Origin of the sequence: Allobosea sp. BE125, from assembly GCF_031456075.1 — a bacterium.
Lineage (GTDB): Bacteria > Pseudomonadota > Alphaproteobacteria > Rhizobiales > Beijerinckiaceae > Allobosea.
Map to the genome: position 1 here is coordinate 234,352 of NZ_JAVDTY010000005.1, position 26,631 is coordinate 260,982.

Consider the following 26,631-nt stretch of genomic DNA (forward strand, 5'->3'; position numbering starts at 1 on the left):
CTGTGGATGAAGACGGCTCCGCAGCGTCAGAATGGCAAACCGTCAGATGGTGGTCGCAGAACTCGGGGCCCGCCGCCAGGCGATCGACGTAGCCCCGGAAGGCGGCGAGAGTCGCAACCGGACGCCCGCAGCGATCGCAGACCACGAGCCCCTGGGCCGAGAGGTCGCGTGGCAGCGAAACGGCGGGCGAACCGCAGCCCTGACAGCTGAAGTCCGTGCTCGCCAGCAAGCGCAGACCTGGGTGGCGAGAGCGCCTGCTCATGCCGAAGCCTGATAGAAGGATTTGTAATCCCGGTAGATCTGGCCGCGGTCGGAGGCGTTATAACGCCCCTGCTCCTCGAGATCGACGCAGTTAAGCACGATGCCCCCGACATCCAGCCCCAACCGGGCGAGATGGTCGAGCGTCGTCGCGACAGTCGTCTTGCGCGTATCGTTCCATTTGACGACATGCAGCACCGTGTCGGCGTGCTCGCGCAGCAATGCGCTGTCGGCCGAGAGCAGTACGGGCGCGACCTCGAACAGGATGATGTCGTATCTCGCCCGCGCCTCGCGCAGCATCGCCTCGAACGCCGGATTCGAGTAGACGTTCTGGCCGTCCCGCAGGCCGGATGCTCGCCGGACCGTCGCGACAGGGGTCGCATCCGCGGCGACGTCGCCGCCCTGAGGCAGGCACTGGTCGAGCAGAGCTTCGTGCGGGAAGTTTTCGCCAAGCAGCAGGCGCCGGGGCGAACCATCCACCACCAGGACCCGCTGCCCCATCTTCGCGAGCACGCGGGCCATGGCGGAGGCGACGAAGGACTTGCCCTCGCCCGGCGCCGAAGACGTGATCAGCACGACCTTCGGTGGGTTGGTGGGAGGAAACATTCCAGCCACCGTCGATCGCACCGCTTCGGCGAAGACGAGACTTTCCAGCCCGCTCGGATAATGCTCGAGATTGGGAAGAAGGCCGACGCAGTTGACGCGGGTCTCTGCCGCGAACTCGTTTTCGCTGCGGAAACCGCGATCCCGCTTCTCCAGCGCATAGGAGAGCGATGCCCCTGCGGCAAGCCCGCCCATCAAAGCGAGGCCGAGCACGAGCGTCGGGCTGGCGGAAGCCGGCAGCGAGGGAACTTCGGCGGGTGCCAGGATTTGCGCCACGACAGGCCTCAGTTCGCTCACGGCGCTGGACTGCTGCTGTGCGTCCGAGAGCTGCTTCAGCCGATCGCGCGCGGCCGTCGCCTCGGCCTGCAGGGTTTTCAGCTGGCCTTCCAGCCCTCGGGACTCAATGGATTTCGTCTGGAGTGCCGCAACGCGCAGCGACAGCGCAGCCTCGGCAGCCCGGGCGGCCTGCACATCGGTTTCGATGTTGGCGACCGACTGGACCAGCTGCTTTTTCAGCCGTTCCTGCACAGATGTAAGCGTCAGCTTGAGCCGCGCGACCGCGGGATGGCGATCGCCCGCCGAGCTGACCATCTCGTCCAGGGCCCTGCGCGCCTTTCCCTCCTCGTCCAAAAGCGCCTGAACGACCGGAGACCCGCCGAGATCCGTCGCCTGCGGCACATTGCCGGCAGCAAGCGACACCTGCGCACGATGCAGGCGCGTCTCCTCCGCCAGGCGCGTGACCGAGGCGGCATTGAGCTGGGCCAGCATGTCGCGAAGCTGCTGCTGCTGCATGTCGGCACCGTCCTGGCCGAGCTCGACGAAGCCGGTCCGGATACGGAAGTCCTCGATCTCCTTGTCGATCCTGACGAGATTGGTGCGCGCCTCCTGCGCCTGCAGGCCAAACCACTGGCTGGAGCGCTGCGAGGCGCTCGCAGTGGCCTCCATTTTCCGCCTGAGATACTCAATCCCGAAGGCATTGACGATCCGCGCAGCGCGATCGGGGTCGGTATCCTGATACTTGAGCGTGATCAGATAGGCCTTCGCATCGTTGCTGACCGTCAGCGACGACAACAATTTCTGCGCGACGATGTCGCGCCTCGCCGGCACGGTCATGGGACCTGCGCCGCCAAGCCCCAGAAAGTCCCGGATGCGGTTGCGAACCGGCGAAGAAAAGATCAGCTCGGCTGCACCCGCCAGCAGGCCTGACAGCGATGAGGCCGGTTTCTCGGGTTCGCTATCGAGCCCCATGCGCGACGCGACGGCGCGCGCCGTCGCAAGCGAGCGGATGATCCGCGCTTCGCTTTCGACGAGCGTCGAAGCATCGAGCGCGACGCTGCTCGATTTGCCGCCTCCACTCGTGGCATCCTCGCGCGTGAAATCGAACTGCAGCACCAGATCGGCCGCGTAGCGCGGCGGCATGATCATCGTGGCCAACGCTGCGATAAGCATGCTGCCGCAGGCCATCGACAGGATCAGCACGCGCCGCTGCCAAAGCATCGCAAGAAAATCGAAGCTCACGGCATCATAGTGGCTCGACAATGTCGCCGGCTGGCGAGAGCCTCGCATTTCGCTGAAGAAATCCATGATGGCTTGCCCCGGCTGATCTCGATTGATCCGAATGAGGGTCGCGGTCGACTGCGCCCCGTGTCCCGCAAACGCGAAACCGCTTGCGGCGCGTTACTTCGCACCTCGCGCCAGCAGCACTGCCGGAACGGTTTGGAGCAGGACGTAGAAGTCCAGCCAGAACGACCAGTTATGGATGTAGAAGCTATCCTGCTGCTTCTGGACCGCGAGGTCGCCGTCACTGCGGTCGGTCACCTGCCACAAGCCCGTCAGGCCGGGCGGTACGCTCGTCCGCAAGACCTGGAACGCGACGTCGAAGCATTGGCTGTGATAGGCCGGGAACGGCCGCGGCCCGACGATGCTCATATCGCCGCGCAGGACGTTCCAGAGCTGCGGCAGCTCATCGACGCTGGACCGGCGGATGAACTGCCCGATTCTGGGCAGGATCCGAGGGTCGTTCGACAGCTTGAAGAACCGCTCCCATTCCTGCCGCGCGGCGCTGTCGGCGCTAAGATGGGCGGCCAGCCTCGCTTCGGCGTCCGCATACATGCTGCGAAGCTTGTAGACATTGAAGATGCGGCCGTTCCGGCCGATCCGTGGCTGTGCATAGAAGGCGGAGCCGCCATCGACCGCCTTCACGGCAAGTGCGAACAGGACGACCACGGGGAGTGCCAGGACAGCAAGCGGTATCGCCACCACGAGATCGGCAATGCGCTTCAGGCGCAGATTACGAGGCATGTGAATGGCGCTGCGCAGCTCGAGCCCGAGCAACCCGCCCATCGCCCGCAGCCGCGGATTCAGGACCTGAAGCGCAGAGGCATCGTGAACGACGAAGATCTGGCGCAAAGGCAGGCGCGCAAGCCAGTCCGCCTTTTCTCCGCGTAGATCGCCCGATGCGCAAAGAGCGACCTCGATCCGCGAGGAGATGACATTGGCCTGTCCGGAAGTGATGACCGGAATACCCGCCATCTGTCCGACGTCGGACAAGGCATAGCCGTCATCATCGGTCAGTATGGCGACCGGCCTCAGCCCCAACTCCGGTCGTAAAACCAGATTGCGTGCAAGAGCCGCGCAGGCCGACATCGTTCCGTAGAGGATGGTGGGGGCGGTCCATAGCGAGTGGCGTAGCAATACGCTCCGGACGAGCGCCTCGACATAATAGCCGAGCATAACGGTCAGGGCCGCCCCGATGACGACGAAGCCCCAGAAATGGGAGGGTGGCGCTGCGATCATCAGCCACGCGATCACCACTGCGGCCGCCGTGACATTGCCAAATGTGCGCCGGCGCAGCCTGTCGACGGGTTCGGCGCGCTCCGAGCCGTACAGCCCGAAGCAGGCCTGCGCCCCGCATAGAGCCGGAACCCAGACCAACATCAGGCTCGCCATGGCGATTCTGGTATCGTCTGCCACTATCGCCGCGCCGAGCTGCAGGATGCCTGCGACGATCGTCAGTGCGACGAGATCTCCCGCCAGCAACGCAGCGGCAACTAGCTGCCGCCGCATTGCAGGAGCCACATTCGCACCGAGCTGGTGGCTCGGCTTTGCGATGGCGATCGCGGATGGAACGACGGTGGTGACAACGTCCGGCATAGCGAACTCCCGTGTCACGTGATGGCAGAACCTGGCTGCGCTAGAGCAATTCTCGAATTGGATCGTTCAATCGCTCTAGGTCATTGTTTTAACGCGCTTTCTTCACGCAGACCGATACCCACTTCGCGCGAAAACGCTCCAGCGCAGCACGCGAAAAAGTGGAAACCGGTTTTTCGTATCTGTCCTGTTCTCGCTCTTTGATGAGAGACGGATTCAGACTTCGGATGGGATCACTGTGTGAGCCCATCCGAAGTCATCCGGCTCTATTGGGCTGCGACCCTCGGAATTGGCTCGATCAAAGCCTGGCGGTCGGCTCCGCCCGCCTTCACCTGCCCCTCGATCCAGGCATAGGTCGGAATCAGTCCCTGCCTGAGATGGATGAGCGGCTCCCATCCGAGCACCTCGCGCAGGCGGCTGTTGTCGCTGTTTCGGCCGCGGACGCCCTGCGGGCGATTGGTGTTGAAACGCTTGAGGATCGTCTTTCCGGCGATCTCGGCGATGATGTCGACGAGTCCACTGACGTCGACCAGCTCATCTGTGCCGAGATTCAGCGGCCCGGAATAATCAGACCGCATGATGCGATAGATCCCTTCGACGCAATCGTCGATATACATGAAGGAGCGCGTCTGCTTGCCGTCCCCCCAGACCTCGATGGTATCGCCGGAGTTCGCGTGCGCGATCTTGCGGCAGATGGCGGCGGGCGCCTTCTCCTTGCCGCCGTCATAGGTTCCGAGCGGCCCGTAGACATTGTGGAAGCGGACCAGCCGGGTCTGGAAGCCATAGTCTTCCGTGAAGTACTGGCACAGCTTCTCGGTATAAAGTTTCTCCAGCCCGTATCCCGGCTCCGGATCGGCCGGGAACGCATCTTCTTCCTTCAGCGGCACCACCGAAGGTACATCCTGGAGATGCTGCGGGTAGACGCAGGCCGACGACGAGAACAGGAAGCGCTCGACCTTGGCGTCGTGCGCGGCCTTGAGCATCTGGGCGCTGATCATCGTGTTGTTGTAGGTGATCGAGGCATGCGCACCGGAGATATAGCCGATGCCGCCCATATCCGCGGCGAGGTTGTAGACCTCGGACACGCCGTGAACGGCCTCGCGGCAGTCCTCGATCTCGCGGAGATCCAGGATCCGGAATTCGTCCGCCGAGCTGACCTGGTATTCCGGGTCCTTGATGTCGACGGCGCGGACCTTGTAACCACGATTCTTCAAATAATTGACCAGATGGAAGCCAATAAAGCCGCCAGCACCCGTGACCAAAACAGATTTCTGAGACATTAGACCACTCCACATAGAATTCAGTTTCAGGGACAACGATTTTTATCTTATTCAGAGCCGGATACGAAAAATGGAGACCGAGTTTTCGTGTTGATCCTGCTCGAATTTTCTGGATGAGAGGCGGATTCAGATTTCAAATGGGATCACTGCGTGATTTCATCTGAAATCATCCGGCTCCAGCAGTGGTCAAACCGAATTATACCTCTCTTGAGACGAGCTATCTTTTGTGGGTAGCCGTTGTCGCGACCTTCTCCCTGAGAAGTTGCAAGCTGGCGCCAAGCATGAACTGCGGCACGATCTTGCCGTAGCGACGCCAGAGCCGCTGTGGCTCCGACAACAGGCGAAACAGCCATTCGAGCCCGTTTCGCTGCATCCAGAGGGGCGCCTGGCGCTTCGTGCCGGCGAGGAAGTCGAAAGCCGCCCCGACACCGATCATCACGGGCGCGTCGATCTGGCCGACATGTCGGGCCATCCAGTATTCCTGCTTGGGGGTGCTGAGTCCGACCCAGACGATATCGGGCCTGGCATCGTTGATCATACGCACCATCGCCTCGTCCTCGTCGGCCGGGATCGGCCGAAATGGCGGCGAGAAGGTGCCGGCAACAGCAAGCCCTGGAAAACGCGCCGTGAGGCGATCGCGCAGGCGATCCGCGAGCCCCGGGGCCCCGCCGAAATAATACTGGCGATAGCCCTTCTCCGCCGACAATGCGGAGAGCTGCAGCATCAGATCCGGGCCGTAGACTCTCTCCGTATGGCGGTGTCCGAGCTTGCGAGCCATCCAGACCAGAGGCATTCCGTCAGGCGTAACCAGCCCGGCATGTTCATGGATCGCCATGAGCGCCGGATCCGACTGGCTTTCGATCACCCCATGGACGCCGGTGATGCAGACGAAGTGGTGAGCCTTCCGGCCGATCCAGTCTTCGATCGCGCGCAGCGCGTCCGCCATCGTGATGGCGCTGACATTCACGCCCATGATGCGGGCGTGAGGAAGCGAGGTTTGCGATGTCATCAGCCGGCCCTCGCAACCTCGACCCGCCGCACCGGGTCGTGCACCCTCGACAGCACGTCGTCGAAATATGCGATCGTGCGCTCGAGACCCTCGCGCAGCGGGACCCGGGGGCTCCAGTGCAGCAGCTCCTGCGCCCTGCTGATGTCGGGGCAGCGTTGACGCGGATCGTCCTGGGGCAATGGCCTGAAGACGATCTGCGAGCGCGAACCCGTCATCGAAACGATCAGGTTGGCGATTTCGGCCATGGACGTCTCGACCGGGTTGCCGAGATTGACTGCGCCATCCAGCGGCTCGGTAACGTTCATCAGGCGCATCAACCCCTCGACCAGATCGTCGACGAAGCAGAAGGCGCGTGTTTGCCGACCGTCTCCGTACAGCGTGATCGGTTCGTTGCGTAGCGCCTGGACGATGAAATTCGAGACGACGCGGCCGTCTTCGAGGTTCATGCGAGGGCCATAGGTATTGAAGATGCGGGCGACGCGGATCGCGACGCCGTGGCGTCTGTTGTAGTCGTAGAACAATGTCTCCGCGCAGCGTTTGCCCTCGTCATAGCAGGCGCGCGGTCCGCTGATGCTGACGAGCCCGCGATAATCCTCGACCTGGGGATGGACGTCGGGATCGCCATAGATCTCGCTGGTCGAAGCCTGCAGGATCGGAATGCCGAGCCGCTTGGCCATGCCGAGCATGTTGATCGCACCGAGCACGCTTGTCTTCGTGGTCTGCACGGGATCGCGCTGATAGTGCACCGGCGAGGCCGGGCAAGCGAGATTGTAGATCTCGTCGACTTCGAGATAGAGCGGGAAGGTCACGTCGTGCCTCATCACCTCGAACTGAGGCTGTCCGAGGAGCGCGCTCAGATTTTCGCGGCGACCCGTATAGTAGTTGTCGACCGCAAGGACCTGATGACCTTGAGCGACCAGGCGCTCGCAAAGATGGCAGCCGAGAAAGCCAGCACCTCCTGTGACGAGAATACGCTTCTGCATGTCGGAACTCCGCCGGGTCGTGCACGGGAACGAGCCGCAGCTTTGCCGTAAGCATTCCGTTCTCAAAGGACGCTTTGGGAGGGTCATCCTCTTGGTGGGACCCCTGCGACCCAGCATGACGCCCTGGCGCTACAGCGACGGCCGCACAGCACGTTGGGATTAATCCTGTGGCGACGTGCCTTGGCCTGAATGGCAACGCGGAAAGCGGACCTAGTCCTGACATCCTGACGCCGCCCAGCATCCCATCCTGAGATTTGCCTGGGCAGGACGGTCGGAGCTGATCTTGCACGCCTCAACTGATCAACGGGAACCTCGTCCCGCATCCGCAACGCCGGCCCATCTCGGCAGGTCGGGACGGCACAGCCTGCGGTATTCCCTGCTCGCGCTGCTCGCCTTCCTGTTCTTCACGGCTCCAAGCTTCTTGGTGCCAGACGCATCGGCGGCGGAACGCGAAGCGGCCGAAACGCTCTCGATCGGCGACAAGGTCACGATCTCCGTCTTCGGCCAGTCGGATCTTTCCGGCGATTTCGTGCTCGATGGGTCAGGTGCGGTGAACATGCCCCTGGCTGGGCGCATCCGGATCGGTGGGCTGACAGCGCCCGAAGCGGAAGGGCGCATCCGCAGTGCGCTCATGGATGGCTATCTTCGCGATGCCGTCGTCAGCCTGCGGATCGCCGAACTGAAGCCCGTCTACGTCATGGGCGAGGTTCGCTCGCCGGGGACCTATCCTTTCCGGCACGGGCTCAGTGTCCTGGGGGCCATAGCGCTGGCCGGCGGCTACCGCGTCGGCGACGAGTCGCTCGCCGTTCTCAGGTCCGAGCTCCTGCTTGCCGACGAGCGCGAGCAGCTGCTCAGCGCGTCGCTCCAGACGCTGACGGCGAGGCGGCTCCGTCTGGAGGCGGAGCGTGACGGCGTGAAGCAGCTTGCACTGCTGTCGTCGCCGGCGCCGGGCAGCGCCCAGATCATGGCTGGAGAGCAGGAGATCCTCGACTTCCAGCGCCGTGCGCGCGAGGGCGACCGCGAATTGCTGAGCCAGCAGGTCGCGCGGCTTGCATCCGAAAGGACCGCTTTGACGGAGCAGGCCGAGTTGGCCAAGCGTCAGGTCGACCTGACACAAGAGCAGTCGTCCGAATACAACAAGCTAGCCGCAACCGGCAATGCACTCCGAACCGTTCAGGTCGAGCGCGAGCGCGAACATGCCCGCGCGCGCAGCGACGCCGCCCGCATCAAGGCCGAGCTCGCCAAGAACGAAACATCGCTGGGCGAGCTGACGCTCCGGCTGAGGGAGCTCGACACAACCTATATGCGCCGCGTCGTCCTCGAGCTCCAGGAAACACGGCAGAAGATATTGGAGGTCGAGCGCAGCATTCCGACCGCGCGCGAAATCGCCGATGGCCGACGCCGCAGGCTGGTCGCCAGCGAGGGGGCCGGCGCGGCGACCGACTGGGACCTCCGGATCACGCGCCAGACCGGCCTCGCACCGGCGACGATCCAGGCGAGTTTCGAAACCGCCCTGCAGCCGGGTGACATCATCCAGATCGCTCCAAAGCGGGGGCCGATCGAAAGCAAGCAATCTGAAGAGACCCAGACAAGCATTCGCTCACTCACGGGCCTTGCCAGCCGGCAATGACCACGTCGCCGCTCCACCCGCCGAGAGGATCCCACATGCCTTCGAAGATACGCCCGATCATCATGTGCGGCGGCGCCGGGACAAGGCTATGGCCGACATCCCGCAACTCTCTCCCGAAGCAGTTCGCCATGCTCCTCGGTGAGCGCTCGACATTCCAGGACACCGTCCTGCGGCTGCGCCACAAGCTGTTCGACCGCCCAATCATCCTGACCAACCATACTCATCGCGTCCTGGCGGAGAAGCAGCTCGCGGAGATAAATGCCTCGGCCGATATCGTGCTGGAGCCCGAGCGGCGCGACTCCGGACCCGCCATCCTTGCCGGCTGCATGGTCGCGGCAAGCCAAGATACCGCAGGCCAAAACGCGGACACCCCCGTCCTCGTGGTCGCCTCCGACCATGTCGTTACCGACCCCGCCGCCTTCCGGAGCGCCGTCGCGAACGGCCTTTCCGCCGCCCGAGCCGGACGCCTCGTCACGTTCGGGGTCACGGCGCGCCATGCCTGCACGGAATATGGCTGGATCGAGCCGGGGGTTGTCCTCGAGGGTGAAGCCCGGCGCGTCGAACGCTTCGCCGAGAAACCTGACGGACACCGTGCCGCGGAATACCTCCTCAAGGGCTGGCTCTGGAACTCGGGCAACTTCCTGTTTGGCGCCAAAACCCTGATCGAGGAATATCGCTCCTTTGAACCGGCGACGGTGAAGGCGGTCGAAGCCGCTCTCGCGAACGGACGAGACGAGGATGGCGCTTTCGCGCTGGCCCTCGCCGATTTCGTGAAGGCCGAGAAACGTTCGATCGATTTCGCCGTCATGGAGCGCACCGAACGAGCCGCGGTCGTCGCCACCTCGTGCGGCTGGTCCGATGTCGGGAACTGGGACGCCCTGTGGGCCTTGAGCGACCATGACGGCAGCGGGAACGCCCGCCGCGGCAATGTCGAGCTGTTCGACGCGCATAATTGCCTGGTCTCGACGGACGGGCCGATGACCTCCGTCCTCGGTGTGGAAGATCTCATCGTCGTCGCGAGCCGGGATGCCGTTCTTGTCGCCGACCGCAACCGCGCAGCGGAGGTCAAGCAGATCGTCGAGCTGCTACGCAGCAAGGGGTGCAGCCAGGCGGAGACGCATGCGAGCGTTCATTATGCCTGGGGCTCCTACCAGATCGTCGATTCCGGCGAGGGTTTTCAGGTCAAGCGGCTCATCGTCGCTCCCCAGGGGCGCCTGTCGCTGCAGAAGCATCGCTTCCGATCCGAGCACTGGGTGGTGGTCCGTGGCACAGCCACCGTGACCATCGACGAGACGATCGGGCGCTTCGGCAGGAGCGAGCACATCTCCATCCCGCTGGGGGCCGCCCATCAGTTGGAGAACAGCGGCATCGAGCCGCTTGAACTCATCAGCGTCCAGAACGGAAGCTATCTCGGCGAAGACGACGTCATTCGCGTCGAAGCCGCCCAGCATTGGGTCTGATGATGTGGCGCTGAACCAAAGCCATCATCCTGCAGCGGATCTCGAAGCCGGCGCCGCATCCGGCGATGATTCCGCTGCAGGCGATCAGGAGCGCATCTCGACACGAATGGAGGCGTCTTTGGCAACGTCGGAGAACCCTGCCCGGCAAGACCGCGACGGCGAGCGCTCCCATAGGGGCTTGCCAGCGGTCCAGCACTCGACCTTCGCAAAGCATTGGCTGGCGGTTGACGACGGCGGTGCCGAACTGATGACGGCGGCGTTCGGCGCGCCTGCCAGACAAGCGCCACAACGGCTTGCACCGGTCTCCATCCTCCATGATCGGCCGGCGGTCCAACCTGCCCCGCGCACGCACCACATCGCTCCGCACCCCACCCGTCTGCGGGCGACGGTGATCCTGTTCCTCCTTGCCCTGACGATTCTTTTCGTCGAACCCGCAATGCGTCTGTTCGCTCGCGCTATCACCGTGCGAGCGGAGGCCGGCGGCCCGACCAGGATCTTCGCCCTAGAGCAATTTCCCATCCGGCTGGATCGTCAAATTGCTCTAGCCCTTTGTTTTAACGCGTTTTCTTCACACAAACCGGCGTCCACTTCGCTCGAAAACGCTCTAGGCGAAGCGGAGCCCTTCATCTTCGACATCCGCCGGGTGCCGGCGCGCAGGATGGGAGCGTGATGGATGATGGCAATGGCAGCCTGGAGCCAAAGGCTGCTCCCGGCGGCTCGCTGGCTTCCAGCCGGTACGGCGATGCGCCGCTGGCTCTACCAGAACCGCTTTCAAGCCGGCAAATATCACTGCGGCTATAGCGGTGTGTACGGGAGCTTCGAGGCAGCCCGCCTTGCACTTCCGCCGGGCCTCGCCGGTTTCGACCACGACGCGATGGCGGACATCGACCACTACACCACGACAGCCGGCGGCTTCGAGCCAATGCCCGCGACCGAATACCCGGTCCTGTTCTGGTTGCGCGAAGCCCTGGACGAAGGCGCCCGGACGCTCCTCGACCTTGGTGGTTATGTCGGTCACGCCTTCCGCCAATACGACCGCTATCTCGCCTTCCCCGGGGATTTTCGCTGGACCGTCTTCGATGTTCCCCGGATCACGGAAGCCGGTCAGGCGCTCGCCGGCAAGGAAGCCGCCCAGCGCCTGCGCTTCACCAACACCATCGATGAAGGCTGCGGGATGGATATCCTGCTCGCCGCAGGCTCGCTGCAATATCTGTCCGAAAACTATCTTCAAGACAGGTTGAACGCGTGGGCGGATCGCCCGCGGCACGTGATCGTACAACGGACGCCGCTTCACGCGCGACGATCCTTCGTGACGATCCAGTCCGTGATCACGCGCGCGCGGCAAGTGGCGTTTTGCCCCTATAGCGTGGCGGAACGCGATGGGTTCATCGACGGCATGCTCACGCTCGGCTACCAGCTCGTCGATTCCTGGGAGAAGCCGCGCAGCCTGGATGTGCCGTTTCATCCGGAATGCCATGTCGAGACCTATTCAGGGCTCTATTTCCGGCTGAAGGCCTCGTGAAACGGTAGAGGCCGGCCACTTCCGAGCATCGCTCTTCTGCGGAGACATGCCCGATGGGGACCGTCGGGCGCTGCCCAGTTGCGCGGAACGCACTGACTTATGGGAAGATGGTGTTACTCCAACTGCTCCCATTTTGTCGCAGGGTCTTGGCGCATAGCCTTCCCTTCATGACCAAGATCCTCGACAGAACCACCCCCTGCCGCACGCAGGATCGTGGCCGGGCCCAGGCCCTGGCCGGAGCCGCAGACAAGGCGGCCATTCCGGCGGAAACGCCGCCGTTCGACGGGACCGCAAGCGCTGCGGCCCCAGTCCAGGCCGAGACCCTCGTCACCCTGTTCAGCGCCCGAGCAGCCGCGCAGCCGTACCATGTCGCGCTGTCCTTCGGCGCGACCAATCTCTCCTACGCAGAGCTCGACCACCGCGCCGACCAGCTGGCTGACCGGCTGGTCGCAATGGGGGCGAAGCCTGGCGCCATCGTCGGGCTCTGCCTTCCACGCTCCCTCGAATCGATCGTGGCGATGCTCGCCATCCTGAAGAGCGGAGCCGCCTATCTGCCGCTCGACCCCGCCTATCCTGGCGAACGCCTTGCTTTCATGGTCGAGGACGCCGATGCCTCGATCATCGTCGCGACATCCGATTGTGCCGGCTGGCTGCCTCCCGGCCGGCGGTCGCTCGATCCGCATGATCGCGCGGACGCCGATACGGCGAGGCGCCCGCTGCCCAGGCATCCGCCGGCAGCCAGCGACCTCGCCTATGTGATCTATACCTCCGGCTCGACCGGGCGTCCGAAAGGCGTCGCCATCGAACACGCCGCCGTCACGCGGCTCTTCAGCGCAACGCAAGCCTGGTTCGCCTTCCACCCCGACGACGTCTGGACCTTGTTCCACTCCGTATCGTTCGATTTCTCCGTCTGGGAGATCTGGGGCGCACTCCTCTATGGCGGGCGCCTCGTGATCGTACCGGAAGGCACGACGCGCGATCCCGCAGCCTTCCTACGCCTTCTCGCCGATGAAGGCGTCACGGTCCTCAACCAGACGCCGTCCGCGTTCGCAGCCCTCGACCAGGCCGATCGCGATCGTTCGGGGCGCGACCGGCTCGCGCTGAGGCTCGTCATCTTCGGCGGCGAGGCTTTGGACCCCAGACGGTTGGCCGGCTGGTACGAACGGCGCGGCGAGCACGCGCGTCTCGTCAATATGTACGGGATCACCGAGACCACGGTTCACGTCACCTATCGTCCCCTGTCGCCGACCGAAACCAAGCGGGGCTCGAGCGCGATCGGCCGGGCGATTCCGGATCTCGACATTCTGCTGCTCGACGGCGACACCATGCTGCCGGTTCCCACAGGTGAGATCGGCGAGATCTTCGTCGCGGGAGCGGGGCTGGCGCGCGGCTATCTGAACCGGCCCGACCTCACTGCCGCGCGCTTCGTGCCGCATCCTCACCGACCGGGCGCCCGGCTCTACCGCTCCGGCGACCTTGCCCGCCAGATCGCCGAGAGCGAATACGAGTATCTCGGCCGGGCCGACCAGCAGATCAAGATTCGCGGCTTCCGCGTCGAGCTCGGCGAGATCGAGACGGCGCTCCTGTCGCATCCCGCTGTGAGGCAGGCTGCGGTGCTGCTGCGTGCCGATGGCGGCGGCCATGATCGCCTCGTCGGCTATCTCGTGACGGGCGGCGGCGAACGGCCCTCGCCTGCCGCGCTGAAAGCCCATCTCGGCTCGATCCTGCCCGATCACATGGTGCCGGCGGCCTTCGTCTTCCTGCCCCATCTCCCGCTGACGGTGAATGGCAAGCTCGATCGGGCGGCGCTGCCCGAGCCAGACCGGTCGCGGCCGGACACGGCCGCGCCCTATTGCGCGCCGCGCAGCGCGCTGGAGCGGCAACTCGCGGAGATCGTCGCCGGTGTCCTCAAGATCGACCTGGTCGGCATCGACGATAATTTCTTCGATCTCGGCGGCAATTCGCTGCTGATGGCCGAACTCCACCGACGCATCGCCCAAGACCTGGCCCAAGACCTGGCCCATGACATGGCGGGCCTCTGCTTGATCGATCTGTACCGCCGCCCGAACCTGCGCGCACTGGCCGGCCATCTGACGCCGGCGAGCCACGGCACGCTCGGCACCCTTGCCGCAGCGCGTGAACGCGGGATGCGCTCACGCGGATTGACGGTATCCTCGCTCAGTGCTGCGCCAGCTGGCGGTTCCCATGACTGACCCCCTCCCCGGCGCCGCCATCGCGATCATCGGCATGGCCGGTCGCTTCCCTGGCGCGGCCGATATCAGCGCGTTCTGGCAGAACCTTATGAACGGGGTGGAATCCGTCACCCGGATCGACCCCGCCGCACTTGAAGACAGTTTCGATGCGGCGACGCGCGCGCTCCCGAACTATGTCCCGGCCCGGCCCCTCCTCGAAGGCGTCGAGCTGTTCGACGCTCCCTTCTTCGGCATGCTGCCACGTGAGGCGGCAGTCACCGATCCGCAACAGCGCCTGCTGCTGGAATGTGCCTGGGAAGCGCTCGAGGATGCGGGCTACGATCCCGCCAGACCCGGTCAGTGCATCGGCGTCTTCGCCGGCGCGACATCCAGCACCTATCTGCTGCACAACCTGTTTCAGGATCGCGCCGCCATTGCCGACTACACGTCGAGCTTTCAGGTCGGCAACCTTTCGATGCTGGTCGGTTCCGCCTCGGATTTCACCGCGACGCGCATCGGCTACAAGCTCGGTCTCACCGGCCCTTGCGTCGCGGTCCAATCGGCCTGCTCGACCTCGTTGCTGGCCATCGCCCAGGCCGTCCAGAGCCTGCTCAACCATGGCTGCGACATGGCCCTGGCGGGTGGGGTCTCGATCACCTTCCCGCAGCGGCGAGGCTATCTCGCCCAGGAGGGCGGCATGGTCTCGACAGACGGCCATTGTCGCGCTTTCGACAGTGGCGCCAACGGCACGATCTTCGGCAGCGGCGCCGGCATCGTGGCGCTGAAACGGCTGGAGGATGCCGTCGCCGATCGCGATCACATCTACGCCGTCATCCGCGGCGTCGGCGTCAACAATGATGGCGCCGGCAAGGTCGGCTTCACCGCGCCCAGCGTCGACGGCCAGGCGGCGGCGATCATCATGGCTCACGCCGCCGCCGATATCGAGGCGCGCTCCATCGGCTATGTCGAATGTCACGGAACCGGCACGCCGATGGGGGATCCGATCGAGGTCGCCGGGCTGACCGCCGCCTTCCGCCTGACGACCGAGGATCGCGGCTTCTGCGCACTAGGTTCCGTCAAATCCAATATCGGCCATCTCGACGCGGCAGCCGGTGTCGCTGGCCTGATCAAGGCCACGCTCGCAGTCGCGAACGGAACGCTGCCGGCCAGCCTGCATGTCACGCAGCCGAACCCAGCACTCGATCTGCCGAACAGCCCATTCTTCATCGCCGATCGCCAGCAGGACTGGCCTGCCAGTCAAGGACCGCGTCGTGCGGGGGTGAGCGCCTTCGGCGTCGGTGGGACCAATGTTCATCTCGTGCTGGAGCAGGCGCCCGCGACCGAAGTGGCGGCCCCGGCGCGCGGCAACCAGCTTCTGACGGTCTCGGCCCGGAGCGCAGCGGCGCTCGGCCACGCGCGGGACCGGCTCGCGCAGCACCTCGACGCACACCCCGAACAGAGCCTCGCCGACATCGCCTTCACATTGCAGACGGGACGGCGCCATTTCGCCCATCGCATCGCAGTGGCCGGCAGCAGCCATGGAGAAGCCGCCGAAGCGCTGCGCAAGCAGAATACCGCACGCACTGCTGCGGTGACCGGCCCAGGCGACCTCGTCTTCATGTTTCCGGGACAGGGCTCGCAATACCCGCAGATGGCGCGAGAGCTCTATGCCGGAGAGCCGGTTTATCGCCGGACGGTCGATCTCTGCTGCGAGATCTTGAAGCCCCGGCTCGATCTCGATCTGCGCAGCCAGCTCTATCCGAGCAATGGCGGCGCCGATCCGGAGCGCCTCTCGGCGACGGTGCTCGCTCAGCCCGCGATCTTTACGGTCGAATACGCTCTCGCGCAGCTCCTGACGAGTTGGGGCCTGCGGCCCGCTGCGATGATCGGCCACAGCGTCGGCGAGTTCGCCGCGGCCTGCCTCGCAGGCGTTTTCTCGCTCGAGGATGCCCTGTCGCTCGTCGCCACGCGCGGCCGCATGATGCAGGACCTGCCGGGCGGAGCGATGCTGGCCGTGCGCCTGCCCGATGCCGAAATTGCGGCGCTGGCGCGTCATGGCGTCTCGCTGGCAGCGGTCAACGCTCCCGGCATGAGCGTGCTCGCCGGCCCGTTCGAGGCGATCGAGGCGCTGGAGGCGGAGCTTTCGCGGCGCGAAGTGACGCATCGCCGGCTGCAGACCTCGCATGCCTTCCACTCCGGCATGATCGACCCGTTGATCGACCCGTTCACCGAAGCGGTCGCGGCCATCCGCCTCAATCCGCCCGCGCTGCCCTATGTCTCAAGTGTGAGCGGCGATTGGATCACAGCCGAACAGGCGACCGATCCGTCCTATTGGGCAAGGCATGCCCGCGAGCCTGTCCGTTTCGCCGACGGTATCGCCACTCTGGTGCGCGAGCTCTCTCCAGTACTGCTCGAGGTCGGCCCCGGTGCCGCGCTGGCGAGCTTCGCGCTGCAAGGGGCAGGCGCTGGCCGTGCCGCCATCTCCTGCCTGCCGGCAGTGCAAGGCGACGCCGGAGAGATGCTCGCGACCGCCCTCGGGCGCCTCTGGAGCGCCGGCATCGCGCCGGATTGGACTGCCTATCACGGCGAAGGCCGCCGCAGACGCGTCTCCCTGCCGAGCTATCCTTTCGAGCGCAGCCGACACTGGGTCGAGGCTCCCGCAGCCTCCGCCGGAAGCGTGCCGGCCATACCCGTCCTCTCCCTCGACGATCTTCATCAAGGTCAACCTGATCAGGAACCGGCCATGGACAGCCAAGCTGATGTCGACCTCCTCCTGGGCCGCTCGGGCCTTGGCTCCCGCGTCGCCGCCATCTTCGAGAACCTGTCGGGCCGGGCCTTCGGTGAAGCCGAGACCGGCGCTAGCTTCCTCGAACTCGGCTTCGACTCGCTGCTGCTGACGCAGGCTGCCCAAAGCCTGCAGACGACGTTCGGCGTGCAGATTCGTTTCCGGCAGCTTCTCGACGATCTTCCAAGCGTCGACGACGTAGCGCGCCACATCGCCGAGCTTCACCCGCAGGAAATCGCACAGCCTGCCATCGTCGTGCAGGCTGCCGCGAAGGCTGCGCCATCCCTTGCCTCGTCCCTTGCTTCGCCCCCTGCCCCGTCCGCTGCCGCCATCGACGTCGGCCAGCCAAACGGCTCGGCTATCGACGCGCTGATGCGCGAGCAACTCGACGCGATGTCGCGTTTGATGGAGCGTCAGTTGCAGGTCTTGAGCGGCCAGGCGGCATCGCCTGACAGCGCAAAGGCGGCACCGCCCCTACAGCTTCCGCCGGCTATTGCTCCTGCTCCCGCTGCGCCGAACGCGGCGGCCGCAGCCGGCCCGGCCACACGGTTCCGGCCCTTGATCCGCGCGGGCAATGAGGCGCTCAACGAGGCGCAGCGCGCGCATATCGACCGGTTGACTGCGCTCTATGTCGGCAGGACCCCGCATTCGAAGCGGCTCGCGGACCAGTACCGCCCGATGCTCGCCGACCCACGTACCGTCTCGGGTTTCGCCGCGGACTGGAAAGAGATGGTCTACCCAATCGTCGCCGCACGGGCGAAGGGCGCCCGGATCTGGGATGTCGACGGCAACGTCTACATCGATCTGGTCAACGGCTATGGCCAGACCGCCTTCGGCCATGCCCCGGATTTCGTCGTCGAGGCTGTTCAGACCCAGCTTGCCGAAGGCTTTGCCATCGGGCCGCAATCGCCGCTCGCGCACGAGGCGTCCAGGCTGTTTTGCGAGCTCACCGGCCATGCCCGCGTCGCCTTCTGCAATACGGGCTCCGAAGCCGTGATGGCCGCGATGCGCGTTGCCCGCACCGTGACCGGCCGCAATCGCATCGTCGCGTTCGCGGGCGCCTATCATGGCCAGTTCGACGAGGTCCTGGTCCGGGGCGTCGGCGCGGGCGAGCAGCGCCGCTCCGTGCCCGCCGCACCGGGTATCCCGGCGGAGGCCGTCGGCCGCATGACCGTGCTGGACTACGGCACGGATGAAAGCCTCGCCTGGCTCCGCGAGCACGCTCGCGAGCTTGCTGCCGTTCTCGTCGAACCCGTGCAGAGCCGGCGGCCCGGATACCTGCCCGCCGCCTTCCTCAAGGAGCTGCGCGCGATCACCGAACAGGCCGGCGCGGCCCTGGTCTTCGACGAAGTCGTGACCGGATTCAGGGTCCACCCGGCTGGGGTGCAGGCCCTGCTCGGGATCCACCCCGACCTAGCCACCTATGGAAAGGTCGTGGGCGGCGGCCTGCCCGTCGGGCTGCTGGCGGGCACGCCCCGCTTCATGGATGCGCTCGACGGCGGCGCCTGGCGCTTCGGCGACGACAGCGCGCCCGAGGTCGGCGTCACCTTCTTCGCGGGAACGTTCGTCAGGCATCCGCTCGCCCTGGCGGCGACTGTCGCCGTGCTGAAGCATGTCAGGGACAAGGGGCCGGCGCTCACGGAGGCGCTGACCAACCGCATGCAACATCTGGCCGAGGAACTGAAGCGCGCCTTCGCGGAGGTCGGTTGGGACGTGCCGATCGAAAGTTATGGCAGCGTCCTCTATTTCGAGCCGGGCCGCGATCATCGGCTGGGTAGCCTGCTGCACTATCATCTGCGGGCCCGCGGCATTTTCATCCAGGAGCACTATCCGTGCTTCCTGACGACGCAGCATGGCGATGCCGAAATCGCCGCGATCCTCCAGGCTTTCCGCGAAAGCCTCCAGCTCATGCGTCGGGACGGGATGCTGCCTGGCAGCAGCGTCGAAAGCCACGCGGCAGAGACCTTCATCGCGCCCTCCGAGACCGAATTTCCTCTCACGGAGGCCCAGAACGAAATCTGGCTTTCGGCTCAGACGAGTGCAGAAGCCAGCGCCGCCTTCAACGAATCCGTCAGCCTGACGCTCGAAGGCGACATCGACGCGCCCCGCCTCGCGGAGGCGGTCAGGCAGGTCGCCGCCCGGCACGCGATCCTCCATGCCAGGTTCTCTGGGGATGGCGAGACGATGCAGATCGCGCCGTCGGGCAGCTTCCCGGTCGCCCTGAGCGACCTGCGCGGCGAACCCGATCCGCAAGAGGCCCTTCACGCCACGATCGAGGCCTATGCCAGCCGACCCTATGATCTCATGCAGGGCCCGGTGGCGGAAGCCGAGATCCTCCGGCTCGGCGATGACCGGCATGTGCTGATCCTGTCGGCGCATCATATCGTCTGCGATGGCTGGTCGACGAATGTCCTGCTGGATGAGATCGCCGCGGCCTATCGCTCCGGCACCGGCAGCCTCACGGCCCCGATGCCTTTCGCCGAATATGCGAAGCTGACGCGCCTGGACCCGCGCGTCGACGAGGCCGCAACCTACTGGGCCAGGATGTTCTCGGACCTTCCCGCCCCGCTCGAATTGCCGACCGATCGGCCGCGGCAGGCGCTGCGCAGTTTCCGCGGCGGCACGCGCACGAGCTTCATCGACGCCGAACTCTATCGTCAGGTGAAGTCGGCTGGCGCGCAGCGCCGGCGAACCCTGTTCGCCACGCTCTTCGCCGCCTTCCAGGTCTTGCTGCTGCGGCTCTCGGGCCAGCGCGATCTCGTCGTGGGCGTTCCGGCCGCAGGGCAATCGCTGCTGGAGGGCCCCACGCCGATCGGCCATTGCGTCAACTTCCTGCCGATCCGAGGCGCCATCGATCCGGCAGAGCCGTTCTCGGCCCATCTCGACAAGGTCGGGCGCGTCATTCTCGACGCCTACGATCATCAAAGCTTCACGCTCGGCGCGCTGCTGAAGCGGCTGCGCATCCCGCCCGTCTCCGGCCGGCTGCCTCTCGTCGAGGTGCAGTTCAATCTCGAGCGCCTGGCAGGCAATCTCGACTTCGGGTCCGGCGTCAGCGCCAGCGCGGAGCCGAACCCCAAATCGTTCTCCACCTTCGACATCTACTTCAACATCGGGGAATCCGACGACGGGCTGCGGATCGACTGCTGCTACGGCGCCGATCTCTTCGATGCTGCGACCATCGACCGTTGGCTGGGGCACTACCGCACGCTGCTCGCTGCCTTCGTGGCAAATCCCGACATGACCATCGCGACGATGCCGCTGATCGAAGGCGGAGAACGCCAGCGGCTCGTCTCTGACCTGAACGACACGCAGGTCGCCTTCCAGATCGAAGAGGGCACTGTTGCGGCCTTCGAGCAGCAGGCACAGCAACAGCCTGATGCCATCGCCTTGTCATTCGGCGATGAGCAGCTGTCCTACTCCGAGCTGAACGCGTGGGCAGACCGCATCGCAGCCGAGCTCATGGCGCGGATCGATACGCCCGAGAGCCGCATCGGGCTCCTGATCGCGCGCTCTCCGGCGCTTGTCGCCGCGATGCTGGGTGCGCTCAAGGCCGGCTTCCCCTATGTGCCGCTCGACCCGGTGATGCCCCAGGCCCGGATCCTGACGATCCTGAGGGATTCGGAAGCCGTCGCGCTTCTGACCGCCGGTCCGCCGGATCCCGCCATCCTCGACCCCGACGAAGGCATCATGTCGATCGACGTGGACCAGACCGACCATAAGCTCGCCGGCATCAGGACGGCACCGGTCTCAGCCGATCACCTCGCCTATGTGATCTATACCTCCGGCTCCACCGGAGCGCCGAAAGGTGTCGAGGTCACTCATGGCGGATTGTCGAACCTACTGTTCGCGATGGCGAACGAGCCGGGCTTCGGCAGCACTGACACCATCCTCGCCGTCACCACAGTGACGTTCGATATCGCGGCGCTGGAGCTGCTGCTGCCGCTGATCCGGGGCGGCCGGGTAGCAATCGCGACCGCGGAGGAAGCGAAGGACGGAACGGAGCTCCTGGCGCGGCTGGAACAGAGCGGCGCCACCGTTCTGCAGGCGACGCCGATGACGTGGCGGCTCCTGCTGGAAGCCGGCTTCCGCTCGCATCCGGGCTTCCGCATGCTCTGCGGCGGCGAAGCACTGCCACTCGAGCTCGCCCGCAAGCTCCTCGAAGGCGGAGGCGAGCTCTGGAACATGTACGGACCGACCGAGACCACCATCTGGTCTTCGCTCGCCCGCATCCACCCCGACGACGACGTCATCACGATCGGCCTGCCGATCGCCAACACGCAGTTCTACATCGTCGATGACAATGACGAGCCCGTCGGCGTCGGCATTCCCGGCGAGTTGCTGATAGCGGGCGCAGGCCTGGCACGTGGCTATGCCAGCAACCCACGGCTCACGGCGAAGAAGTTCATCGTCAACCCAGTCGATCCGGAGACCTGCGCCAGGGCTTACCGCACCGGCGACCGCGCCAAATACCTCGCCGACGGCCGAATCCAGCATCTGGGGCGCCTCGACCATCAGGTGAAGCTGCGTGGCTTCCGGATCGAGCCCGGGGAAGTCGAGGCTGTCCTTGCGCGCAAGACCGGTCTCGTCTCGGCCGTGATCCTGCGCGAGGACGTCCCCAACGAGCCACGGCTGGTCTGCTACCACGTCATCGGCGCGGAAAGCCCGCCATCAACCGAATTGCGGGCCATGCTTGCACAGGAGCTGCCGGATTACATGGTGCCGACGGCCTGGGTGGGCCTGTCGGCACTGCCTCTCAACTCCAGCGGAAAGCTCGATCGCGCCGCGCTTCCCGCTCCCGACGCCGCCATCTCGGTGCCAAAGACCGGCAAGGTCATGCCCCGCACCCGCGTCGAGGAAACCCTGGCCCGTATCTGGTGCGACGTGCTGCGGCGCGAGGATATCGGCGTTGATGAGGATCTGTTCGATCTCGGCGCCGATTCCCTCAGCATCTTCCAGATCACCGGGCGGGCGCGACGCGAGGGCCTGAAGCTCGCGGCCCGGGATTTTTTCCGGAACCGGACGATCGCCAGCGTCGCCGCATCGCTTCCCGACGAAGGCATCACCGAACCGGCCGCCGCTCCCGCTTTCTGGAAGCGGCCATGGCGGCAATCGCGCGACGCCGCGCAGCCAGGCGAAGCAGGCGCGGTCTCACAGCGCGAGCGGGGGTGAACAATCATGGCAAACCAGTTCTCGCGTGACCCCGAAACCCATATCCGCGAACCGGACCGCATCGTGATGACGGCACGGTGCTCTTCGGCACAGGAGCGCTACTGGCAGCTCGACAACAGCGATCCGGGTACGCCCGCGCTCAACATCGTCATCAAATGGCGCATACGCGGCCATCTGGACGCCAGCCTCGCACAGGATGCGTTCCAGGCGATACTGGACCGGCACGAAAGCCTCAGGACGGCCATCCAGATCATGGATGGCCGCCCGGTTCAGGCCATAGCGGAGCATGTGCCCTTCAAGCTGGTCGAGATCGACCTGTCCGGCTTGCCCGAGGCCGACCGCACCACGGAGGCCGATCGCATCGCCCAGGTCGAGGCGCGCACGGGCTTCGACCTGGGCGAGGCGCCACTCCTGCGGGCGACGTTGCTACGCAAGAGCCGCGCCGAGGCCGTGATCCTGGTCATTGCCCATCACATCGTCAGCGACGGCTGGTCGATGGGCATCATCGCCAAGGATTTCGTGTCCGCCTATCAGGCGCTCGGCCGTGGCCGCAAACCCGCTCTCCCCGATCTCGCGCTCCAGTATTCCGACTTCGCGGAGGGGAGCTATGAGGGACTTGCCGGCGGCGCACTCGAACACGAGGAAGCCTATTGGACGCACAAGCTCGCCAACGCGCTCGTGGTCGAGGTGCCGCCCGATCGTCCGCGCCCTGCGACGCGCAGCACGAACGGCGCCTCGCTCTCCAGGCTGCTGCCCCGCCCCTTGACCGCAAAGCTCGCTGAGCTTGCGCGCAACGAAGGCGCGACATTCTTCGCCGCCGCCTATGCCGTGCTCCTGGCGCTGCTGCACCAGCGCACTGGCGCCAGCGACATCGTGCTGAGCACGCAAATGGCAGCCCGCGACGAGGTCGAGCTCGAAGCGATTGTCGGCCCCTTCGTCAACACGCTCGTGCTGCGCATGCAGCTCTCGGAGGAACAGTGCTTTCTCGACCTTTGCCGCGCCGCGCGCGACACATTCGAGGAAGCGGTCGACCATCACCAATGGCCATTCGACAAGATCGTCCCGATGCTGCCGACCCATGGGGATGCCAGCAGGCCGCCAATCTCGGTCAATTTCATCGTGCAACGCGCCTTCATCGGCGTGCTCGCGAATGACAGCTTTCAGCTATCGGGGATCCCCTCTCCTCTGCCGGGAGCGCTCTACGACCTCAATTTCATCCTGGTCGAGCGCGAGGAAGGCTGGCGCCTGACCTGCGAATATCATCGCGATCTCTATGACGAGGCGACTGCAAGCGAGCTGGTGGCGCGGTACGAAAGCCTTGCCGAAGCGTTGCTCGCCAGCCCGACCGAGCGCTTGCCCCGCCCGACCCCGACCTCCTTGCCGATCGCGTCCCCGCTTTGGCTTCCGGCGGGTCCGGCTCCGCCGCCTGTGGTCGACGCGACAGCGCTGCACCGGACCTGGCTGCAGCAGACCGGCACGCAGCCGACCCTGTTCGCGCTGAATCATACAGCCCATAATCTGCGCCTGTATCGGCCATTGTCGCAAGAGCTCGGCCCCGATCAGCCCTTCGTCGCCCTGCAACTGCTCGACCCGCTCGTGGACGGCGCTGCACCGGCCTCGGTCGAACAGCTGGCGGCGGCCTATTGCGACGCGATCATCGCGACGAGAGCCGACGGACGATACCGGATCGCCGGCTTCTGCCGATCGGGCGTGATCGCCTGTGAGGTGGCCCGGCAGCTCGCGGCGACCGGGCGCGAAGTCGATCTGCTCGTTCTGATCGACTGCTGGGCCCCAGGCTATTTCCTGCGGCAACCCTACGGTGCGCGCCTGCTCTTCAAGCTGAGGCGCGCGGGCCGCTTCGCCCGGCGGTTCTGGCGCGCGGGCGCACGCAGCTTTGTGACGCGCATGTCGTTCTGGCTGCAATCGACAGCCGCCATGCGGCGGGCAAAACGGCTGCTCTTCTGGAGAGCCGCCGACGAAATGGCCGATGAAGCTCAGTTCTGGCGCACGACGGACGAGCTCGAGACTTTGGTCCAGCGCTACGCTCCGCCCAGCTATCACGGCCGCGTTATGCTCTTCCGCAGCGAAGCGATCCCCGATGGCTGGCCACCCGACCCGGCCCTCGGCTGGACGGGCCATTTCGCCACTGGCACGCCTTGCTTCGCCCTTCCAGGAGAAGGCCATGAGGGTGCGTTCTCGCAAGCCGGTTCGCGGACGATGGCCGAACGCATCATCGAAGCGACGCGCCCTGGTTGATCTCAGCGCAGGGCTCCATTTGCCGGCGCCGGACGCGCCATCCAGATCACGGACCAATCGTGATGCCGCGCCGCCAGCGCGCCGCAATAGCCCGGCGCCGGCCGCAGGTCGGCGAGCTGCCAGCGGTCGGCCTCGGTCGGATCGGAATGGACCGCCAGAAGCTGCGCCACGAACGGGTCGAGTGAGACTTCGAAGCTCGAGGGCGCCGCGTTCAGGCCGATACCGATCGCCTTCAGACAGGCTTCCTTCCGCGTCCAGCAGCGGAAGAAGCATTCGTTGCGGAGCGCGGGCGCGAGCGCTGCGAGCCCCGCGATCTCACCGGGCGCCAAACACCCTGCCGCGACCTCGGCCGGGACCGGCCGAACGCGCTCGATATCGACGCCTACCGCCATTCCGGCCGTCACCGCGACGATGGCCAACTCCCCGGAATGGCTGAGATTGAAGGCTATGGGCTGCCTCTCGTGCCCGTTCGCAAGCATCGGCTTGCCGAACATCGTCTCGACGAAGCGGAGCTGCGACGCCGAGGCAAGCGTATAGAGGGCCAGGACATGCCGCAGCCAGCTATGCGCCGCGGCGAATGCGAGCCGCGCCTTCGCGTCATGGAAGCGGTCGGCGCGGGCGCGTTCGTCATCGGACAGGATCCAGCACCGTTCCTCCGACTCTGTCCTGTCGAGGTCGACATGGCAGCACCAGAGATGCACCTGCGATGACGGGATCGGCATCATGGCAGCGGCACCGCAACCGCCCTGGCGCCGGCAGAGCGAGTGCGCTCACGAGGCTCGCCAGACACCAGGCCCGGCACCCGTACCACCAGGATCGTCAGGACGATCAGGACGACCAGTTCCGACAAGAGCGTGACCGCGATCAGCCCTGCCACGCCGAAGGCGACCGCAGCCGGATAGACCGCAAGCAGGTTGAAACAGCCCCCGACGAACGTTGCGAGGAAGATCGGTCGCGTGCGCTCCAGCGCCCGGAAGGCACAGCCCAGAGCCTGGCTCATGAGCGCCATCGGGAAGGCGAAAGCATACCAGACGATCACCCAGTCGAACTCGAGGATCTCGGCGCCGTAGAGCCTGTGCAACAGCCACGGACCAAACAGGCCAAGGACCATCACGGCCGAGACGCCGGTCAGTGCCGCAAACAGCATCGCGCGACCGAGCATCTGCCTGAGACCAGGCAGCCCACCCTCCGCGAAGGCCTGTCCGGCCAGCGGTGGAACAATATTATCCAGTGCCTCACGCACGACATTCAACACCGCGAGCAGGCTCTGGGCCGCCCTCAGCGCGCCAAGGATCTTTGGGCCGAAGAGCCCGGCCGTCACGAGCAGGCCGCTATAGTTGAGCACCCATTGCACCGATCCGGTGAGAACGAGCCACCGTGCCGATCGCCATTGCCGGCCGGTGACTTCAATGAAGACATCCGGCTTCCAGCGAAACGGCCCCGCCATGCACAGGCCACAGATTGCCGAGACCGCAGCAGCGCCAGCGACGGCCCATAGCGAATCCGCGACGCTGATCATGTCGGCGTGCCAGAGAGCCGCGAGCGCCCCAAGCTTCAGCGCCTGATTGACCGTGTCGATCAGCAGGATGCCCGCCGGCTGACGGCGCGCGAACAGATAACGCCGCAGGAAATCCTGTGTCAGATAGGCGGCTGCAGCTATCGAGCCCGGCAATGCAAGGCCAGCGAGCGGCGGAACCGCGCCTGCAGCGAAGGTCAAAACGACAAAGATCGCAAGGCTGGCGACAGCGACGTAACCGGCCTGATGCAGGAAGACCACGGTGTAGTAGGCTTGCGCTTCAGCCCCCTCCTCTTTCGACCCGATGCTCATCATGGGGCTGACGATCAGGCCGAGCTGAAGGCTCATGGCGAAATACAGCGCGAGCCAGACCATCGTGTACAGCCCGAAGGCTTCGAGGCCCAATGCCCGGGCGAGCAGGATGGTCGTCAGAAAATTGCAGGCGCTGGAGAGCGCCTGATCGCCAAAGGACAGCACGGGACCGAGCATCGGGCGAAAGCGCGCTTTGACACCACTCAGCGCCCGGCCGCCCGACATGTCCTGAGCGAGCGCCATGGTCACCGGATCCGAATCTGGCCAGGGGGGCGAATCTCCCGTCGATCCCGTCTGCACGCTGGGTTTCATCCTGCCTCCACGAGAGCAATGCACTCAACTTCTGGGATCGACCACGGACGACAGCCCTGGCGTATCTCGCCCAAGGAAGCTTACCGCCGTTCCCCCGGCAGCAGCGCTGCGCAAAGGGACTGCCCAGAAGGGGGTGAAGCATCGCCCTTGCCTGCATGGCTACCTCCAAATCCCACCCCGCTTCGAAGCGGCCG

Annotated in this window: 14 protein-coding genes; 7 read left to right on the forward strand and 7 right to left on the reverse strand. The window is 65.4% G+C overall.

The annotated features are described in order from the left end of the window. Nucleotides 1-258: 258 nt before the first annotated feature. From J2Y55_RS13970 to J2Y55_RS13990, 5 genes are all read right to left on the reverse strand, one after another. Nucleotides 259-2,445: a GumC family protein gene (locus J2Y55_RS13970; RefSeq protein ID WP_310153976.1), complete on the reverse strand. Its 2,187-nt coding sequence runs from the start codon at nt 2,443-2,445 to the stop codon at nt 259-261. 93 nt (nt 2,446-2,538) lie between these two features. Beyond that, entirely contained in the window at nt 2,539-4,014 is a 1,476-nt protein-coding gene (locus J2Y55_RS13975) for an exopolysaccharide biosynthesis polyprenyl glycosylphosphotransferase (protein ID WP_310153979.1), read from the reverse strand. Between the two features lie 263 nt (nt 4,015-4,277). Next, complete coding sequence (locus J2Y55_RS13980; protein ID WP_310154360.1) at nt 4,278-5,291, reverse strand: NAD-dependent epimerase/dehydratase family protein; 1,014 nt, start codon at nt 5,289-5,291, stop codon at nt 4,278-4,280. Nucleotides 5,292-5,508: 217 nt separating this feature from the next. After that, nucleotides 5,509-6,237, reverse strand: coding sequence for a WecB/TagA/CpsF family glycosyltransferase (locus J2Y55_RS13985; RefSeq protein WP_310153982.1), 729 nt, complete (start codon nt 6,235-6,237; stop codon nt 5,509-5,511). Between the two features lie 62 nt (nt 6,238-6,299). Then, a complete protein-coding gene (locus J2Y55_RS13990; protein ID WP_310153984.1) occupies nt 6,300-7,283 on the reverse strand; it encodes a UDP-glucuronic acid decarboxylase family protein in 984 nt (327 codons plus the stop codon). A gap of 424 nt (nt 7,284-7,707) precedes the next feature. Here J2Y55_RS13990 and J2Y55_RS13995 point away from each other — a divergent pair, with 424 nt between their 5' ends. The 7 genes from J2Y55_RS13995 (at nt 7,708) to J2Y55_RS14025 (ending at nt 24,297) form a co-directional block, all read left to right on the forward strand. Continuing rightward, nucleotides 7,708-8,913 carry a polysaccharide biosynthesis/export family protein gene (locus J2Y55_RS13995; protein ID WP_310153986.1) on the forward strand — a complete coding sequence of 402 codons (1,206 nt, stop codon included), beginning with the start codon at nt 7,708-7,710 and terminating at the stop codon, nt 8,911-8,913. A gap of 35 nt (nt 8,914-8,948) precedes the next feature. Continuing rightward, nucleotides 8,949-10,373, forward strand: a complete 1,425-nt coding sequence (locus J2Y55_RS14000; RefSeq protein WP_310153989.1) for a mannose-1-phosphate guanylyltransferase/mannose-6-phosphate isomerase — start codon at nt 8,949-8,951, stop codon at nt 10,371-10,373. A 4-nt stretch (nt 10,374-10,377) separates the two neighbouring features. Further along, complete coding sequence (locus J2Y55_RS14005) at nt 10,378-11,043, forward strand: hypothetical protein (protein WP_310153992.1); 666 nt, start codon at nt 10,378-10,380, stop codon at nt 11,041-11,043. A gap of 72 nt (nt 11,044-11,115) precedes the next feature. Next, nucleotides 11,116-11,895, forward strand: coding sequence for a methyltransferase, TIGR04325 family (locus tag J2Y55_RS14010; RefSeq protein ID WP_310153995.1), 780 nt, complete (start codon nt 11,116-11,118; stop codon nt 11,893-11,895). Between the two features lie 167 nt (nt 11,896-12,062). Further along, complete coding sequence (locus tag J2Y55_RS14015) at nt 12,063-14,108, forward strand: amino acid adenylation domain-containing protein (RefSeq protein WP_310153998.1); 2,046 nt, start codon at nt 12,063-12,065, stop codon at nt 14,106-14,108. Further along, complete coding sequence (locus tag J2Y55_RS14020; protein WP_310154002.1) at nt 14,101-22,041, forward strand: non-ribosomal peptide synthetase/type I polyketide synthase; 7,941 nt, start codon at nt 14,101-14,103, stop codon at nt 22,039-22,041. The genes J2Y55_RS14015 and J2Y55_RS14020 overlap by 8 nt, the downstream gene beginning before the upstream one ends. A 6-nt stretch (nt 22,042-22,047) precedes the next feature. Next, nucleotides 22,048-24,297: a condensation domain-containing protein gene (locus J2Y55_RS14025; protein WP_310154005.1), complete on the forward strand. Its 2,250-nt coding sequence runs from the start codon at nt 22,048-22,050 to the stop codon at nt 24,295-24,297. A gap of 2 nt (nt 24,298-24,299) precedes the next feature. Here J2Y55_RS14025 and J2Y55_RS14030 read toward each other — a convergent pair whose 3' ends face one another. Further along, complete coding sequence (locus J2Y55_RS14030) at nt 24,300-25,022, reverse strand: 4'-phosphopantetheinyl transferase family protein (protein ID WP_310154007.1); 723 nt, start codon at nt 25,020-25,022, stop codon at nt 24,300-24,302. After that, complete coding sequence (locus tag J2Y55_RS14035) at nt 25,019-26,368, reverse strand: lipopolysaccharide biosynthesis protein (protein ID WP_310154010.1); 1,350 nt, start codon at nt 26,366-26,368, stop codon at nt 25,019-25,021. Before J2Y55_RS14035 ends, J2Y55_RS14030 begins: the two co-directional genes overlap by 4 nt. Nucleotides 26,369-26,631 lie beyond the last annotated feature (263 nt).